We start from the raw sequence: 15,019 nt of genomic DNA, 5'->3' as shown, positions 1-15,019 counted from the left end.
AATGGGCCATAGGCACGTGCGTGGGCGTCTAGGGACGGTAGATACGCTCATTCCGCCGTGACGCAAGTGAGAATCGACTCACCCGGGCGATTTTTTGAACCCAACGTGGCGCGAACGCCACACCCGCGGCCTCAGTCGCCGCTCGCCGGCGCGCTCGCAGGAGGCAGGCGGATCGCCGCGGCGAGCCCGGTGAGCACCACGAGCAGGAAGGCGGCGCAGGCCAGCGCCCAGGCGGTGCCGACCTGCGAGGCGACGACGCCCCAGGCAGTCTGGCCGACGGCGAGGCTGCCGAAGAAGACGAGCTGGTGCACCGCCATGCCGCGCGCGCGGACCCAGGACGGCAGGTGGTGCTGGGTGGCGACGTTGTTGTTGGCGTTGACGATCATCCAGCAGCCTCCAGCCAGCGCCAACGACAGGCCGACGACAATGGCGTTGGCGATCATCGCCGAGACACCCATGCCGAAGGCCACTGCCAGCATCGCCGCGAGGTTGGCGCGGTCGGGGCCGAGCCAGCGGTTGATGTGTGGAATCAGCATGGTGCCCACCACCGCACCGACGCCGAAGCTGGCGAACAGCACGCCGTACTCGGCGGCGTCGAGATGGAGGCGATCGCGGCCGGTAAGCGGCAGCAATGTGGCGAAGGCGCAGGAGGGAATGAAGAAGCACACCGCGCGCGCCCAGATCGCCCACAGCGCCGGCGTGGCGCGGATGAAGCGGATGCCGCTGCCGAAGGCGGCGATGAAGCCCTCGCGACGTTGCGCCGCGCTGGCCTCGGGCGGGCGCTTCCAGGTGAAAACGGCGAAGATCACGCCGGCGAAGGTCATGGCGTTGATGGCGAAGAGCGCGAAGGTCCCGGCCAGGCCTTGCAGCACCTGGCCGATCACCGGGCCGATGGTGCGGCCGAAATTGAAGCCGGCGCTGTTGAGCGCCACCGCGCCGGGCAGGTAGCGTCGTCCGACCATTTCAGGCACGACAGCGTGCCAGACAGGCCCGTTCATGGCGTTGCCGATGCCCATGCAGAACATCACCGCAATCAGGCTCCAGGCGCTGAGCAGCCCGGTGTATGCCAGCACCGCCAGGGTCGCGGCCGAGGACATCAGCCAGAGCTGCGTCGCCAGCAGGTACCTGCGGCGATCGAAGCGATCGGCCAGCACGCCGGCGAGGAAGCCGAACAGGAACACCGGGCAGGTGCCGGCCACCGCCAGCAGCGCCACGAACATTTCGCGGTGGTCGCGCGGCGCCAGGTCGGTCATCACCCAACCGGCGCCGGCGGTCTGCATCCAGCCGCCGATATTGGAAAGCACGTTGCCGAACCACAGGCGGCGGAACGCCGGCAGCTTCAGTGGCGACCAGTACGTCAGTCGCTCGTCAGGCGGCGCGGCGGAGATCGGGCCGGAATCGGTGGTGGCCATGCCGGGTCGAGACTCGGCGGAGGAATCGGGCGGCATCGCGGAGAGCCGGCAATCTAGACACCATCTCGCGCACTGTCATGGTTGGCCGACGCATGGCCGCTCTGAGTCATGGACCTGAGCGCCGTGATCCTCGCCGCCGGGCGCGGCGCGCGGCTCGCCCCGCTGACCGACCGCACGCCGAAGTGCCTGTTGCCGGTCGCCGGGCGCGCGATCCTCGACCGGCAGATCGACGTGCTGGCACGCGCCGGCACCGGGCGTATCACGGTGGTGACCGGCCACGCCGCCGACGCCGTCGCGGCCCACATCGCCGGCCGGCCGGGTGTCCACGCCGTGAGAAACCCGCGTCACTCGACCACGGACAATCTGGCGAGTTGCCATGCCGCGCGCGAGCATTTCGTCGGTGATGCGACGCTGTTGCTGAACGGCGACACGCTATTCGAGGACGGCGTGCTGGCCCAGCTGCTGACAGCCGAGCCGGTGCCGATCCTGATCGCGATCGACCGCAAGCCGCTCTACGATGCCGATGACATGAAGATCACCACCGGCGGCTCAAGACTTCATCGCATCGGCAAGCACCTCGTGCGATGCGACGGCGAGGCGATCGGCATCACGCTGCTGCGCGGCGAGGGCCGCGCCCTGTTCCTGCGCCAGGTCGAGGGCCGCCTGGCGGCGCCCGATGGCGAACGCGCGCTCTACCCCGAGGCGCTCGACGCGCTGGCCGCGCGCGGCCATGTAAGCGTCCGATCGATCGAGGGTCGGCGCTGGGTTGAGATAGACACGGCGGAGAATCTCGCCGCCGCCGAGGTCATGCCGTGGCGATGAACCGCAAGGAGCGTCGGCGCGCCAAGGCGCTAGGCAATCCCGTGCCGGGCCGCGACAGCCAACCAGTCGCCGTCGCGTCAGGTCCGACGGGCTGGAGCGTGCGGCTCTTCGCGCTGTTCGGCGCTCTCGGCGGGCTGGCCGTCGGCGTGTCGCTGTTCGGCGCCGAGCTGGCGTCGGGTTCGCGCGAGATCGTGGCCGAGGCCGTCGGCAAATGCCTGGGCGCCGTTGCGCTGGGTGCCATCGCCGGCGCCTTCATGGCGATCGGCCGGAATGTCGCCCAGCGCTGAGGCGTGTGCGCACCGCCTCCAGGTCCCCTGTCGTGTCGACGTCGACGGCCGCGTCGGAATCCTCGAGCACGACGGGCGCAATGATCGCATCGGCGCGGCGCGACAGCAGCCTGAAAGCGGTGGCCAGGTCGAGCATGCCAGTGGCGTAGCGAAAGTAGATGCCGGGCCCCATCCGCCGCAATAGACGCACCGGATGCTTGCGCTGGGCCTCAAGGTGCATCCAGTAGCGCGCTGCCGCCCGGCTGCGTGGGCCGGTGAAAGCGTAGAGATTGGCGCCGCAATAGGCATCGTCCTTGAGCGCGAAGAAGGTCCGCCGCTTCGGCCGCTCGGCGAAGGCCCGGCGCGGCACCACGCCGACAGCGACATCGCCCGTCGCCGGAATGCCGGCGCAGAACGACTCGACCAGCGTCGACGACAGCAGGCCATGGTCGGCCGTCGTAACCAGCAACGGCCGCAGGCGCTCCAGCAGCTGCGCGACCGTGGCCGACGGCGAGGGCCCGGTCGGCACAATGGTCGCACCGCCCGCCGCGGCGGCGACATCGGCGTCGTTGGTCGCGACCACGATGTCGGAGATGCTGGGCGCCGCGCGCAGCGCCGCCGTGACGCGCCCGATCAGCGTCATGCCGCCGGCGACTGCCAGGGCCTTGTGCGAGACGCCCGCGGCGACGGCGACAGGGTCATCCTCGCCGCCACGCCGGCCGGCCAGCACCAGCGCGGTGTAGTGTCTTTGCGTCACACCCGCTCGACGCGCAGCAGCACGCTGCCGCCGATGCTGGCGAAGGCCAGCACCGGTGTCCAGGCGGCGACCAGCGGCAAGACAGCGCCGCCTTCGCCCAACGCCACCGCCAGGCCATCGACGATGAAATAGAGGAAGCCCAGCGCCACGCCGATCACCAGCCGGCCGCCGACGCTGGCGCCGCGCATGCGCGCCTGCGCGACCGGCGCGGCCAGAAGCAGCATCACCACGACGACGGCGGGGATCGCCAGCCGGCGCTGCAGCCAGGTGTCGTAGACGTGCGGCTGGCGTGCACCGATCGCCTGGCCGTCGCGCAGCGCGATCAGCTGCGAAGCGGTAAACTGCGCCGGGTTGGCTGACAGGTTGTGGAAATCGCCGGGCGAGAGAGCCGACGACCAGAAGCGCTCGGCCAGCCGCTCGCTTCTGGGCGCGGCAGGATCGATGGTCTGTACGACGACGTCGATCAGCCGCCAACCGCCGGTCTCATGGCGCGCCCCACGGGCGAAGACGCGCTCGATCAGATTACCCTGGGCGTCGCGACGCATCAGCGACACACCGGTAAGGAAGTGGCCCTCACGGTGCACCTCCTCGACACGCACCAGCCAGGGCGGATCGCGCAGCCACAGGCCTCGGCCGCCCGAGGGGCTCGCCGCGCCCGGCCGCTCGAGCTCGTGCGCCGCCAGCATCGCGCGCCCCCACGGCACCAGCTGGTCGCCGATGAGGAAGTGAGTCGCGGCGACCACCGCCGCGGCGGGCAGCAGCAGCACGACGATGCGCACGAAGGACAGGCCGGCGCTCTTGAAGGCCAGGATCTCGTTGGCTTGGGCCAGGCCAAGCAGGGTGATCAGCGCCGCAACCAGCACCGACAGCGGCAGGATGGTGTCGGCGTGCTCCGGCAGGCGGCCGATCATATAGCGCGCGACAGAGGTGAAATCGTAGCCGTAGCGCTGCTCGATGGTGTCGACGGAGTTGAGCGCGTCGAACAACACGATCAGCAGCGCCGCGCCACCCAGCACCAGAGCGAAGCGAACGAGGAAACGGCGGCAGAGATAGCGCAGGGCAACGCCGTTCATGCCGGGCTCCGCCGCACTACCTTCCCCCGCTCCGCGGGCGAAGGTGCCCGAAGGGCGGATGGGGGTGGCGGCATCGCGGCCAGAGAGGGACCACCTAATGGTCGCACGAGCCACCCCCATCCGGCGCTACGCGCCACCTCCCCCGCCAGCGGAGGAAGGTAAGAGATGGCGCCGTCGCCACCGTCACGCCCTGCCCTCCCGGCGCACGAGCGCCCGCAGCGCTGCCATCAGGTTGCGGCGGCGCCGGTCGATGGCCGCCAGCATGATGGAGATGGCGTTGTCACGCGGGCTTTCGGCGACGACACGGAAGGCCCATATGGCCAGCGCCGCGAGCACCAGAAACGGAAGCCAGAGCGAGACGAGGGGCGATACCTTGCCGAGATCGGCGGCCTTCTCGCCGAAGTTCAGCCCATAGTGAAAGATCGCGATCAGCGCGAAGCCGAAGGCCACGCCGGCGACGCGCTGGCCGCGCGGCGCGGCCAGCCCCAGCGCCAGGCCGAGGAACGGCATGAAGAAGGTCGAGATCGTTCGCACCAGCCGGGTGTGAATCTCGGTCTCGATACGCCATGGCTTGACATCGAGCGTGCGCTTGCGCGCCTGCCCGAGGAGCTCGGGCAGGGTGAGCTCGCGTTCGGCGTTGCGCGGGCGGAAGGCGGCGGCGCCGGTAAGCTCCAGCGGCAGGTCCAGGGCGTCGAAGGACAGCACGCTCAGCCGTCCGCCATCGGCGGGCGTGTCGAGCCGGCGGCCGTCGCGCAGCTTCAGCAGAATGCTGAAATCCTCGGGCACGCGCGCCGCGGTGCCGCTGCGCGCCGTCATGATCTCGATGCCGCCCTGCGGCGTCACCTTGTGGATGAACACGCCCCGCAGTGTCAGCCCCCGGTCGACGATGTCGTCGACGACGATGGTGTAGTCGCCGAAGCGGTTGAAGGTGGCGCCCTTCTCGATCGCCAGATCGACCATCGAGGAGGTCGCGACGTAGAGCAACGCACGGTACTGGTAGCGCGTGTGCGGCTGGAGCCAGCCGGTCGTGGCGAACATCGCCATCGTCAGGATGAAGGACAGGCCCAGCAACGGCCACAGCAGGCGGTTGAGGCTGATGCCCGCACCTTGCAGGCCGTCGAGCTCGCCGTCGGCGCTCAGCCGCGTGGCGGCGAGCATCACGCCGAGGAACAGGGCCAATGGCAGGGCCACGCCGAGGTAGTGCGGCACCAGATTGGCCAGCAGCTTCAGCACCAGGATGATCGGGCCGCCCTGGTTCACCAGCATTTCCATGATGCGGACCATGCGCTCCAGCAGGAGCGCCAGCAGCGCGATCAGCAGGGCGGCGCTGAGCGGCATCAGCGTGCGCGCCAGGACGTAGCGATCGAGCACCGTGGCCGACAGCGGTCGCCGCCGTCCCTTGCCGCCCGTCGCGATGCCGGTGACCGTCATGGATTGCAGTCTACCCTATCTCCGCCGACCTGGGTCCTTCCGCCCCTACCGTTGCCGGATTCACATGGTTTCACATGGTTGGCGCGGTCTGAGGTGGCGAAATTGCCCTTGTGCCGCAGCATGTTATCCGACTCCGCTCGACCGACCGAGTTCCACCCCTAGGGTGGTCGCCTTCTAGGCCGCAAGAGCACGCGGCGCCGGTGAGCGAAGGCGGAAACGCCTTGTGGTGTCGCAGCCGGCGAGGTCGGCGCGGATCGAGCGCACCTCGACATCGAAGCGCCAGCCGCCGGCCGCGTCGCGCTCGACGCCGATCAGGTTGTAGCCACCGGCGCCGTACTTGCTCGCGGGATGCGCCGAGGTCGAGGCGACGCCCAGGACCGGGACCGGCCCGAGGGGCGATTCGATGCGGCCCAGCATGGTACGGTGCATGTGGCCGTGCAGCACCAGATCGGCGCCGACCCGGGCGATGGCCTCGCGCACGGCGCGCTGGTCGGAGAGTTCCTTGTGACGGCCGGCGCCGCCGATCTGCGGCGGATGGTGGATCAGCACGACTCGGCACATGGCCTGCAGCGTGCGCATCATGGCCTCGAAGCGCGCCAGCTGGCCGGCGCCGACCTCACCGGTGGCGATCAGCGGCGCCCGCGGCACGGCGGTGCTGAGCCCGACAAAGGCCACCGGGCCGCGTCGGCGCAGCAGCGGGAAATCGTCGCGCGATGTCGGCGGCGGCGCGCCGTCGCCGGCCATGTACGCGCCCCACAGGCCCAGCGAGGTCGCCCAGGCGACCGGCACGTAGGCGTCATGGTTGCCCGGAACCAGGGTGACGTCCTCGGGCCGACCAAGCTCGCCGAGCCAGGTCGCGGCCTGCTGAAACTCCGCCGCGGTCGAGATGTTGGCGATGTCGCCGGTAACAGCGATGTGGTCGGGCGCGGCACGGTGCAGATCGGCCACCGCTGCCGCCAGCGCGTCAGGCGCATGGATCCGCTTGCGCCGGTACCGCCATGACAGCCAGCCGGTCACCCGCTTGGAGAACAGGTCGCGCATGCGCACCGCCGGCAGCGGCAGATGCGGGTCCGAGAGATGCGCGAACCGGAACATCGGGGCTAGATCGGGCGTGACGCCTTGCGGGTCAAGCGCTTCTTGCCTACACGGATCGCAGGCCAGCGATCCGGGGACCCTTGAACGACGCCAGCCCGACCGTGCGACTGATCGGAGCCGAAGGACCGTGCCTGTTCTCGCGCACGGCCCTGGACCGTGCACGGCGGATGCTTCCCGACCTCGACGTCGGCGACGAGATGGCGCCGGTGCCCGCGCGCGGGCGCGTCCTGCTGCTGCGCGCCGACCATGTGCTCGACGACGTGCTGGCCAGGCCGCTGGCGGCGGCCAGCGATCTCGCGCTCGCCTCCTCAAACACGCCGGGCATCGCCGCGATCGTCATCGATGCCGCACGTATGGAAGAAGGCCAAGCCCTGCTCGAGCGTGCGTCCGAGGACTGCGCCCGTGCCGGGCTGGCGGTGGCGACGCCCGGGCAGCTCGCCGGCGCCTATCGCGCCAAGCTGCGCAACCGCGTGCCGCCCTACGCCCTGTCGACCCGCGCCACGCCGCCGCGCGACATCGAGCGCGCGATGTACGACGCGACCTACAAGGGCATCACCGATGCGGTGACCAAGTATGTCTGGCCGACGCCCGCTTTCGTCGCCACGCGCTGGTGCGCGGCGGCGCGCATCACGCCCAATGCCGTGACCGTCGCGAGCTTCCTCTGCGTGCTGGCGGCCACGGCGCTGTTCGCGGTCGGTTGGTACCTGCCGGGCCTGCTCGCCGCCTGGGCGATGTGCTTCCTCGACACGGTCGACGGCAAGCTGGCGCGCGTGACGCTGGCCGCTTCGAAGCTCGGCGACGTGCTCGATCACGGCACCGACCTGCTGCATCCGCCCTTCTGGTGGTACGCTTGGTACGCCGGTCTTGGCACAGCGACCCTGCCGCACTTGGATATCGCGGTCTGGATCGTGATCGCGGGCTATGTGCTCGGCCGCGCGCAGGAGGGCCTGTTCCTCGCCACCTTCCGCTTCGAGATGTTCGGCTGGCGGCCGCTCGATGCGCTCTCGCGCCTGGTCACGGCGCGGCGCAATCCCAACCTCGTATTGCTCAGCATCGCAGCGCTCGCCGGGCGGCCGGACATCGGCCTGGCGGTCGTCGCCGCCTGGACCCTGCTCTGTCTCGGCTTCCACGGCGTGCGCATCGCCCAGGCCTTCGCCGCGCGCGCCGCCGGCCGCGCCGTGACGCCCTTCCTGGCGGATGCCTGATGGCCGCGCGGGTGCGGAGCGTCGACCGCGACGGCGCGCGCACCGCGCTGCTGCGGTTGCTCGAGGCGGAGGCCGGGCAGCGCGTGGGCGAGGCCGCCACCGCCATCAACCAGGCATTGCTGGCGCGCTTCAGGGGTGGCGCGCTGGCGACCCTGTTCTACGGCTCCTGCCTGCGCACGCCGGCAGCGGGGGCATCGTATGAACGCGTCTATGATTTCTACGTCGTCGTCGACGACCTGCGCGCCGCCAACGGCAATGCCCTCGGCGCCTGGGGCAATCGCCTCCTGCCGCCCAACGTCTTCCGCCTCGACCTGACGTTCGGCGACGGTACCTTGCGCTGCAAGTACGGTGTCGTCGGCCTGGCGCAGCTGCGCCACGCGGTGTCGATGCAGGCGCGCGATTCGTACTTCTGGGCGCGGCTCTGCCAGCCGGCGGCCGTGCTCTTCGCTCGCGGCGCGGCGATGCGGCGCGAGATCGTCGCCCTGCTGGCCATGGCGGTCGAGACCGCGGTGGCTTCGTCGGCGCCGTCGCTCGGCCGCCGCTTCACCACGCGCGAGCTGTGGCAACGCGTCTTTGCCGAGAGCTACGGCCGCGAGCTGCGGCCGGAGAGCGCCGAACGCGTCGCCTCGCTGCACGACCTGCAGGCGACGCGCTTCGCCGTCATCACGCGCTTCGCGCTTGACGCCGCGGGTTTCACCGTCGAGCAGGACGACATCGGCGCCTTCCGCCTGCTGGGCACGCCGCCGGTGGTCCGGCTGTCGCCAGCGCGCGGCAAGCTCCTGAGCGCGCTGCGCCTGGCCAAGGCCGCCTTCACCTTCGACGGCGGCGCCGACTACCTGGTCTGGAAGATCGAGCGCCATGCCGGCAGGCGGCTGGCGATCACGCCGTGGCAGCGTCGCCATCCGCTGCTCAGCGCCCCGCTGCTGGCGTGGCGCTGGTGGCGGCTGGGAGCCTTCCGCTGAAAAGGACTAGCCGACGGCGGCGCGCTTCTGCGGCTTGAGCAGGCCGAATGCGGTGCCCAGCTTGACGAAGGTGTCGACCACCTGCTCGAGCTGCGCCTGGCTGTGCGCCGCCGACAGGCTGCAGCGCAGCAACGGCACGCCGCCCGGCGTGGCCTGCAGGCCGGCGATGTTGACGTAGATGCCCTCGTCGAGCAGCGCGCGCCACATGGCGATGGCGGTCTGCAGGTCGGGCAGCTGCACCGCGACCACCGGGCCGTGCTGCGGTCCGAGCTGGAAGCCTGCGTCGGCCAGGCCGTCGTAGAGCGTGGCGACGTTGGCCCAGAGCCTGGTCCTGAGCTCCGGCCGGGCGCGCACGACGCGCAGCGCCGCACGCACCGAGGCTACGATCGAGGGCGGCAGCGAGGCGGTGAACATGTAGGCCCGCGTCGTGAGGCGCAACACGTCGAAGCCGTCGTGGTTCGACACGGCGAAGCCGCCGATGGCGCCCAGCGTCTTGGAGAAGGTGCCGACCACGAAGTCGACCTGGTCGAGCACGCCCACCTCTTCCACCAGGCCGCGGCCATGCTCGCCCAGCGCACCCAGCGAATGCGCCTCGTCGACCATGATGTAGGCGCCGTGGCGCTTGGTGACGGCCACGAACTCCTTGAGCGGCGCGGTGTCGCCCAGCATCGAGTAGATGCCCTCGACCACCACCAGCTTGTTGCCCGGCTCCCTGTCGAGGCGGCGCAGGCGCGCTTCCAGGCTGGCCGGATCGTTGTGCTTGAAGCGGATGATCGTCGCTTGCGTCTGCTTGCAGGCGTCGTAGATCGAGGCATGGCTGTCGGCGTCGATGACGAGGTAGTCGCCTTCGCCCACCAGGGTCGAGATCAGGCCGAGATTGGCCTGATAGCCCGTGGTGAAGACCATGCAGTGCTTCATGCCGTAGAAATCGGCGAGCTCGCGCTCCAAGTCCTTGTGGTCGGTGTAGCTGCCGTTGAGGATGCGCGAGCCGGTGGTCCCCGTGCCCTCGGCCTTGGTCGCCTCGACGGCCGCCTCGATGCAGGCCGGATCGAAGGTCAGGCCGAAATAGTTGTTGGTTCCGACCAGCAGGGTGCGCTTGCCGTTGATGATCGCCTCGGTGGGCGACAGCACGCGCTCCATGGTGACGCCGATCGGATCGGCACCCGTGGCCTGCACGCCCCGGTAGAAGTCGAGCAGCTGGGCGTGGCGATCGAACAGACCCATGATCAGCGCTCCCCGCGGATCTTCAGGACCGTGTCGGTCAACTCGTCCACCGTGTGTATCTCGGCCACGACATTCAACGGAATGGAGATGTCGTATGTGTCCTCCAGCTCCATCACCATGTCCATGACGGCGAGCGAGTCGATGTTGAGATCCTTGGTGATCACGGTGGCGCCGGTGATCGGCCGGGCATCCGTACGAAAGGGGTCGAGCCGGCGGCAGATGTCCGCTCGCACATCGTCGCGCGTGACGGTGGGCGCATCACTCATGGCATCGTCCGCGAACTCGTAGACCTTGAACTTGTGGCTGGCGCGCATCTCGCCGCTCCGGAGGGGTAGATTTCCGACATAGGACAAAAGCTCGCCGAATCAGGCCACTAACATATTATTAACCGTTATTACATCGGTTAATAGACCGGCTTTCGCTCACAACCAGCGATGCGCGCGATACCACTCCACCGTCTCGGCGAACCCGGTCCTGAGGTCGATCGCCGGGCCGAGCTGCAGCCAGGCAGCCAGGCGACGGTCGCGCACGGACCAGTCCGGGTGCAGGAGCTCCCGAACCTTGCCGGCGGACACTATCGCAGGCTGTCCGCGCATACGAGCGGTAATTTGCTGCAATGCAGCATAGCCGCCCAGCGCGCGATGTGGCAGTTTCGCTACGCGAACCTTGCGCCGCATGATCTCGGCAGCCGCCGCCGCCATGGATCGCAGCGTGTGACCGCCCTCGGTCCCGTCGTCGATCTCATAGACGTCGTCGGGCGGTGGGCGGTCGATGATGCCGGCGATAGCGGCGCACAGATCGTGCACATGGATCAACGCCACCCGGCCATCGGGGCCGGCTGGCACCATCGACCAGCCGCGCGCGGCGGCCTTGAAGAACACCAGGGTCTCGCGATCGCCCGGCCCGTAGACCGCCGGCGCACGCACGATGGTGCGCCGATGCTGCGGTCCGAGCGCCGACAGGGCGTCCTCGCCCGACCGCTTGGTGGCGGCATAGGCCGACAGCGCCGGCTCGCGCGCGGCGAGGGATGACATCAGCACGAAGTGAGCATCCGGCCGGGCATGACGAGCGGTGGCACCGGCCAGCGCGGCGACGGCCTCGACATTGACGGCGCGGAAGTCGGACTCCGACAGCGCCTTGATCGCGCCGGCGAGGTGGACGACCACGTCGGCGCCCTCAACCAGGCGCTCGAGCGCGGCGCGGTCGCGCAGGTCGCCGGGCTGCAGCTCGATCGGCGGATCGCAGGCCGGCAACGACGGCAGGCCGCGCACCAGCAGACGCAGGCGCTGGCCGCGCGCCGCGAGCAGCCTCAGGAGATGCTGGCCGATGAAGCCGGTCGCGCCGGTAACCGCGACCAGGCGGCTCATGTCGTGGCAGCTACCGGCCGGCGGCCGCCATGGGCGTATTCGCCGGCGAGATAGCGCGCCTTGGCGCGCGAGCGACTGAGCTTGCCCGAGGAGGTCATCGGCAGACCGACCGACGGCGACAGCAGCTGCACAGTGCAGTCGACGCCGACGGTCTCCTTGACCACCTGCTGCACCGCGCCGGTCAGCGCCGTGCGCGCGTCTTCCTTGGCTGGCCAGGCGTTGACCACGACGACGATGCTCTCGGCACCGTCCTCGGCATCGATCGAGAAGGCGCAGACGTCGCCGCGCCGCAGCTGCGGCAGCTCCTCGACCGACCATTCGATATCCTGCGGCCAGATGTTGCGGCCGTTGACGATGATCAGGTCCTTGGCGCGGCCGGTGACGACGAGCTGGCCATCGAGCCAGTAGCCGAGATCGCCGGTATCCAGCCAGCCGTCCCTCAGTGCCTCGGCGCTCGCCTCGGGCGCCTCGAAATATCCCGCCATGATGCTGGGGCCCTGGGCAAAGATGCGGCCGACGCGGCGCTCGGGAAGCACCTGGCCGGCCTCGCCGCGGATCTCGACGGTGTGTTTCGGCAACGGTAGGCCACAGAGCACGAAGGTGCGCGAGGTCTCGGATTGCGGCACCGCCGTCGCGATGCGCTCGTCCGAGAGCCGCTCGCGATCGACCTCGTCGACGCGGAAGCCGTCGCCGCGATGGCCGAAGCTCAGTGCGAGGCAGACCTCGGCCATGCCGTAGCTCGGCGTGAAGGCGCGCTCGTCGAAGCCGGCGGGGCCGAAGCGCTCGGCGAAGCGGCTGAGCACGCTGGGCTGGATCATGTCGCCGCCGATGCCGGCGATGCGCACGCAGCTGAGGTCGATCCCGTCGAGCGACTGGGTCTGCGCCCGTCGCGTCGTCAGGTCGTAGCCGAAGCTCGGGCTGTAGGTGATCGACGTGCGTCGCTGCGAGATCAGCGACAGCCATTGCAGCGGCCGCCGGGCGAAGTCGCGCGAGCTCAGGTAGTCGATCGAGCGCTGCGCCGACAGCGGCCCCAGCATGAAGCCGATCAGGCCCATGTCGTGATAGAGCGGCAGCCAGCTCGTGACGTGGTCCTGCGCGGTGACCGCCAGACCGTTCTCGCCGGTCATGCCGGCGATGTTTGCCATCAGCGCATCCTGCCGGATGTCAACACCCAGCGGGAAGCGCGTGCTGCCGGAGGAGAACTGCAGATAACAGCGCTCGCCCGCGCCCCACGGCCGCAGATCGACCGGCTTCTCGGGCAGCGCCTCGAAGGCGCTCATCGGTCCCGCCAGCCGCGCCGCCGAGCCTTCGGCGGCGGCCGAGAGGTAATCCGCAAGCTCGTCGGTCGCCAGCGCCGCGACCGCGCCCGAGGCCGTGAGCTGGCGCTTGAGCTGGTCGAGATAGGCGTCCTTGCCGCCCAGCCCGGCGGGCAGCGACACCGGCACCGGCAGCAGCCCGGCATATTGCGCGCCGAAGAACGACACCATGAAGCCGGGCCAGGTGTCGGCGGTGATCAGCAGCCGCTCGCCGCGGGCGAAGCCGGCGCCGATCAGGCGGCGGGCGAAGACATGGGCGCGCTCGCGCACCTCGCTCCAGCTCAGCGCCGCGGTCAGCCGGCCGCGCGGGTCGTAGAAATTCACGCCGGTCTGACCCCGCGCGGCGTAGTCGAGCATGTCGGGCACGCTCATGAAGCCGGCGCGGCGGAAAGGCAGGGTCGTGTTGGCCGTGGCGGTGGGGGTCATCCGCACTTCGTTGACGAATTGGGGCGCGCCGGGCGGCGATCCCGGCGCCCGGCAAAACGGCGCGCGGTGTAGCAGATGAGCCGGGGAGCGACAAGCGCAGCCAAGCCGGTGCTCACGCAGGCTTTGTTTCGGTTTGTTTCAGCACCAGCGCGCGGATGCGTGCCACCGCCTCGGGCAGATCGTCGGGGAATGGCACCCGGGACGACGGTTCGGGGCCACCCAGCATTGCGACGTGGCCGCCCTCGACCAGCGCGCGCCACAGGCTCGGCATGTCGCGCGGCCGCTCCCACAGGCCGGCCGACTGCGCCGACGGCAGGACGGCGTCGATGCCGCGCGCCAGGAGCGACAGCGGCGCGCGGGCATAAGGCAGTGGGGCGATATCCACTGGCCGGCCGGTCGACAGCGCATCGGCGATCATCGAGGCGCTGTCGCCGGTCACGACGATCCGCGCCGCGCGCGACAGCGCTTCGGCGTAGCTCACGTCGCTCGCGCCCAGCACATCGGCGACCGCACGCGGCGTTCGACGCGAGGCCACGACGAGCAGCGGCTTGCCCAGACTCATCGCCAGAGCGCAGGCCTCTTCGCGAATGCGCCGCGCCTGACCGACACCAAATGCCAGCGGCGGCGCCGGTCCACCGACCAGCAGCACGACACGATCACCTGGCCGTGACACGCAACACTGACGATTGAACGGAAGTCGCGCGACAAAGACGTTCGACCGCGACGGCGGGCGGTACTGCGGCATGCCGATCACCAGATCGATCGCGCCATACGGCGCCCAGGGTCGACCGAGATTGACCAGCCGCGTGCGCCCGCCGTTCGCGCGTCGAATCCATCGCGCGATCGGCGTGCCGCGCCGGCCCGCCCACAGCACGACGTCGGGCCAGGGCGGCGCCAGGGCAACGCGCGACGACAGCAGGCTCTCGCCGAGAATCACGTTCGGCAGATTGCGCCAGGCATTGGTCTTAAGCTCGACCTCGCGCACGGGCCAGCCGAGCGCCGCGGCCAGCACGCGAAGCTGCGCGGCATCGCCGGCCTTGTCGCCGATCAGCACCCAGAATTCGGGCGGGCTCCCGCCCACTATGCCCCGGGCGCGGCGAGCGCCTTGCGGATGGCGTCGTCGAGCGCCGTCGAGCCCGGCCCGGTCATCGCCGAGTACCATTCGACGAGGTTGCCGTCGCGACCGACGAGGTACTTGTGGAAGTTCCACTTCGGCGCCCCCAGCGGCCCGGCCTGCGCGGCGATCCATTTGTAGAGAGGGTGCGCGTTGTCGCCTGTGACGACCTGCTTGTCGGCCAGCGGGAAGGTGACATCGAACTTCGACTCGCAAAAATTCCTGATCTCCGCCTTGGTGCCCGGCTCCTGGCCACCGAAATCGTTCGATGGCACGCCTAGCAGCACAAAGCCCTTGTCCTTGTAGCGCCGCCACAGCGCCTCGAGGCCCTCGTACTGGTCGGTGAAGCCGCACAACGACGCGGTGTTCACCACCAGCACAACCTTGCCCTTGTAGTCCGCCGTCGGCAGCTTCCCCTCGCCAATCGAATCGATCTTCACGCTCGGCCAGTCGATCGGCGCCCGCGACCCGGGCTGCGCCGAGGCGATGCCCGGGATCGCGGCGATGAGGCTGGAGAGGAACAGCGACAGCAGTCGCAGCATGTTGGGC

Annotated in this window: 15 protein-coding genes; 4 read left to right on the top strand and 11 right to left on the bottom strand. The window is 69.9% G+C overall.

What is annotated here, in order from left to right; genetic code table 11:
• Nucleotides 1-131: 131 nt before the first annotated feature.
• Nucleotides 132-1,412, bottom strand: a complete 1,281-nt coding sequence (locus KF889_04220) for an MFS transporter (protein MBX3498626.1) — start codon at nt 1,410-1,412, stop codon at nt 132-134.
• A gap of 108 nt (nt 1,413-1,520) precedes the next feature.
• Between KF889_04220 and KF889_04215 the strand changes: the two genes are divergently transcribed.
• Entirely contained in the window at nt 1,521-2,234 is a 714-nt protein-coding gene (locus tag KF889_04215) for a phosphocholine cytidylyltransferase family protein (GenBank protein MBX3498625.1), read from the top strand.
• Nucleotides 2,225-2,521 carry a hypothetical protein gene (locus KF889_04210; GenBank protein ID MBX3498624.1) on the top strand — a complete coding sequence of 99 codons (297 nt, stop codon included), beginning with the start codon at nt 2,225-2,227 and terminating at the stop codon, nt 2,519-2,521. The genes KF889_04215 and KF889_04210 overlap by 10 nt, the downstream gene beginning before the upstream one ends.
• On the opposite strand, the gene KF889_04205 is transcribed toward KF889_04210, so the two are convergent.
• The 4 genes from KF889_04205 to KF889_04190 all read right to left on the bottom strand — a co-directional run bounded on the left by KF889_04205 (nt 2,487) and on the right by KF889_04190 (nt 6,856).
• Nucleotides 2,487-3,257, bottom strand: a complete 771-nt coding sequence (locus KF889_04205; protein ID MBX3498623.1) for a nucleotidyltransferase family protein — start codon at nt 3,255-3,257, stop codon at nt 2,487-2,489. The two genes, KF889_04210 and KF889_04205, sit on opposite strands and share 35 nt — an antisense overlap.
• Nucleotides 3,254-4,330: an LPS export ABC transporter permease LptG gene (gene lptG, locus KF889_04200; GenBank protein ID MBX3498622.1), complete on the bottom strand. Its 1,077-nt coding sequence runs from the start codon at nt 4,328-4,330 to the stop codon at nt 3,254-3,256. The genes KF889_04205 and lptG overlap by 4 nt, the downstream gene beginning before the upstream one ends.
• A gap of 183 nt (nt 4,331-4,513) precedes the next feature.
• Nucleotides 4,514-5,761, bottom strand: a complete 1,248-nt coding sequence (locus tag KF889_04195; GenBank protein MBX3498621.1) for an LptF/LptG family permease — start codon at nt 5,759-5,761, stop codon at nt 4,514-4,516.
• Nucleotides 5,762-5,935: 174 nt separating this feature from the next.
• Nucleotides 5,936-6,856: a metallophosphoesterase gene (locus KF889_04190; GenBank protein MBX3498620.1), complete on the bottom strand. Its 921-nt coding sequence runs from the start codon at nt 6,854-6,856 to the stop codon at nt 5,936-5,938.
• 167 nt (nt 6,857-7,023) lie between these two features.
• On the opposite strand from KF889_04190, the gene KF889_04185 reads away from it, so the two are divergent.
• Nucleotides 7,024-8,061, top strand: coding sequence for a CDP-alcohol phosphatidyltransferase family protein (locus KF889_04185; protein MBX3498619.1), 1,038 nt, complete (start codon nt 7,024-7,026; stop codon nt 8,059-8,061).
• Entirely contained in the window at nt 8,061-9,023 is a 963-nt protein-coding gene (locus tag KF889_04180) for a hypothetical protein (protein MBX3498618.1), read from the top strand. The genes KF889_04185 and KF889_04180 overlap by 1 nt, the downstream gene beginning before the upstream one ends.
• Nucleotides 9,024-9,029: 6 nt before the next feature.
• On the opposite strand, the gene KF889_04175 is transcribed toward KF889_04180, so the two are convergent.
• From KF889_04175 to KF889_04150, 6 genes are all read right to left on the bottom strand, one after another.
• A complete protein-coding gene (locus KF889_04175; protein MBX3498617.1) occupies nt 9,030-10,247 on the bottom strand; it encodes an aminotransferase class I/II-fold pyridoxal phosphate-dependent enzyme in 1,218 nt (405 codons plus the stop codon).
• A gap of 2 nt (nt 10,248-10,249) precedes the next feature.
• On the bottom strand, nt 10,250-10,561 hold the full coding sequence (locus KF889_04170; GenBank protein ID MBX3498616.1) for an acyl carrier protein: 312 nt from the start codon (nt 10,559-10,561) through the stop codon (nt 10,250-10,252).
• Nucleotides 10,562-10,669: 108 nt separating this feature from the next.
• The gene (locus tag KF889_04165) at nt 10,670-11,614 is read right to left on the bottom strand and encodes an NAD(P)-dependent oxidoreductase (protein MBX3498615.1); all 945 of its coding nucleotides are present in this window, start codon (nt 11,612-11,614) and stop codon (nt 10,670-10,672) included.
• On the bottom strand, nt 11,611-13,356 hold the full coding sequence (locus KF889_04160) for a fatty acyl-AMP ligase (GenBank protein MBX3498614.1): 1,746 nt from the start codon (nt 13,354-13,356) through the stop codon (nt 11,611-11,613). Before KF889_04160 ends, KF889_04165 begins: the two co-directional genes overlap by 4 nt.
• A gap of 112 nt (nt 13,357-13,468) precedes the next feature.
• Nucleotides 13,469-14,410 carry a mitochondrial fission ELM1 family protein gene (locus KF889_04155; GenBank protein ID MBX3498613.1) on the bottom strand — a complete coding sequence of 314 codons (942 nt, stop codon included), beginning with the start codon at nt 14,408-14,410 and terminating at the stop codon, nt 13,469-13,471.
• A gap of 26 nt (nt 14,411-14,436) precedes the next feature.
• The gene (locus KF889_04150) at nt 14,437-15,012 is read right to left on the bottom strand and encodes a glutathione peroxidase (GenBank protein ID MBX3498612.1); all 576 of its coding nucleotides are present in this window, start codon (nt 15,010-15,012) and stop codon (nt 14,437-14,439) included.
• Between the last annotated feature and the right edge of the window lie 7 nt (nt 15,013-15,019).

The sequence above is a fragment of the Alphaproteobacteria bacterium genome (genome assembly GCA_019635875.1).
GTDB lineage: Bacteria > Pseudomonadota > Alphaproteobacteria > Reyranellales > Reyranellaceae > JAFAZJ01.
This window is presented reverse-complemented; position numbering and strand designations above follow the sequence as displayed.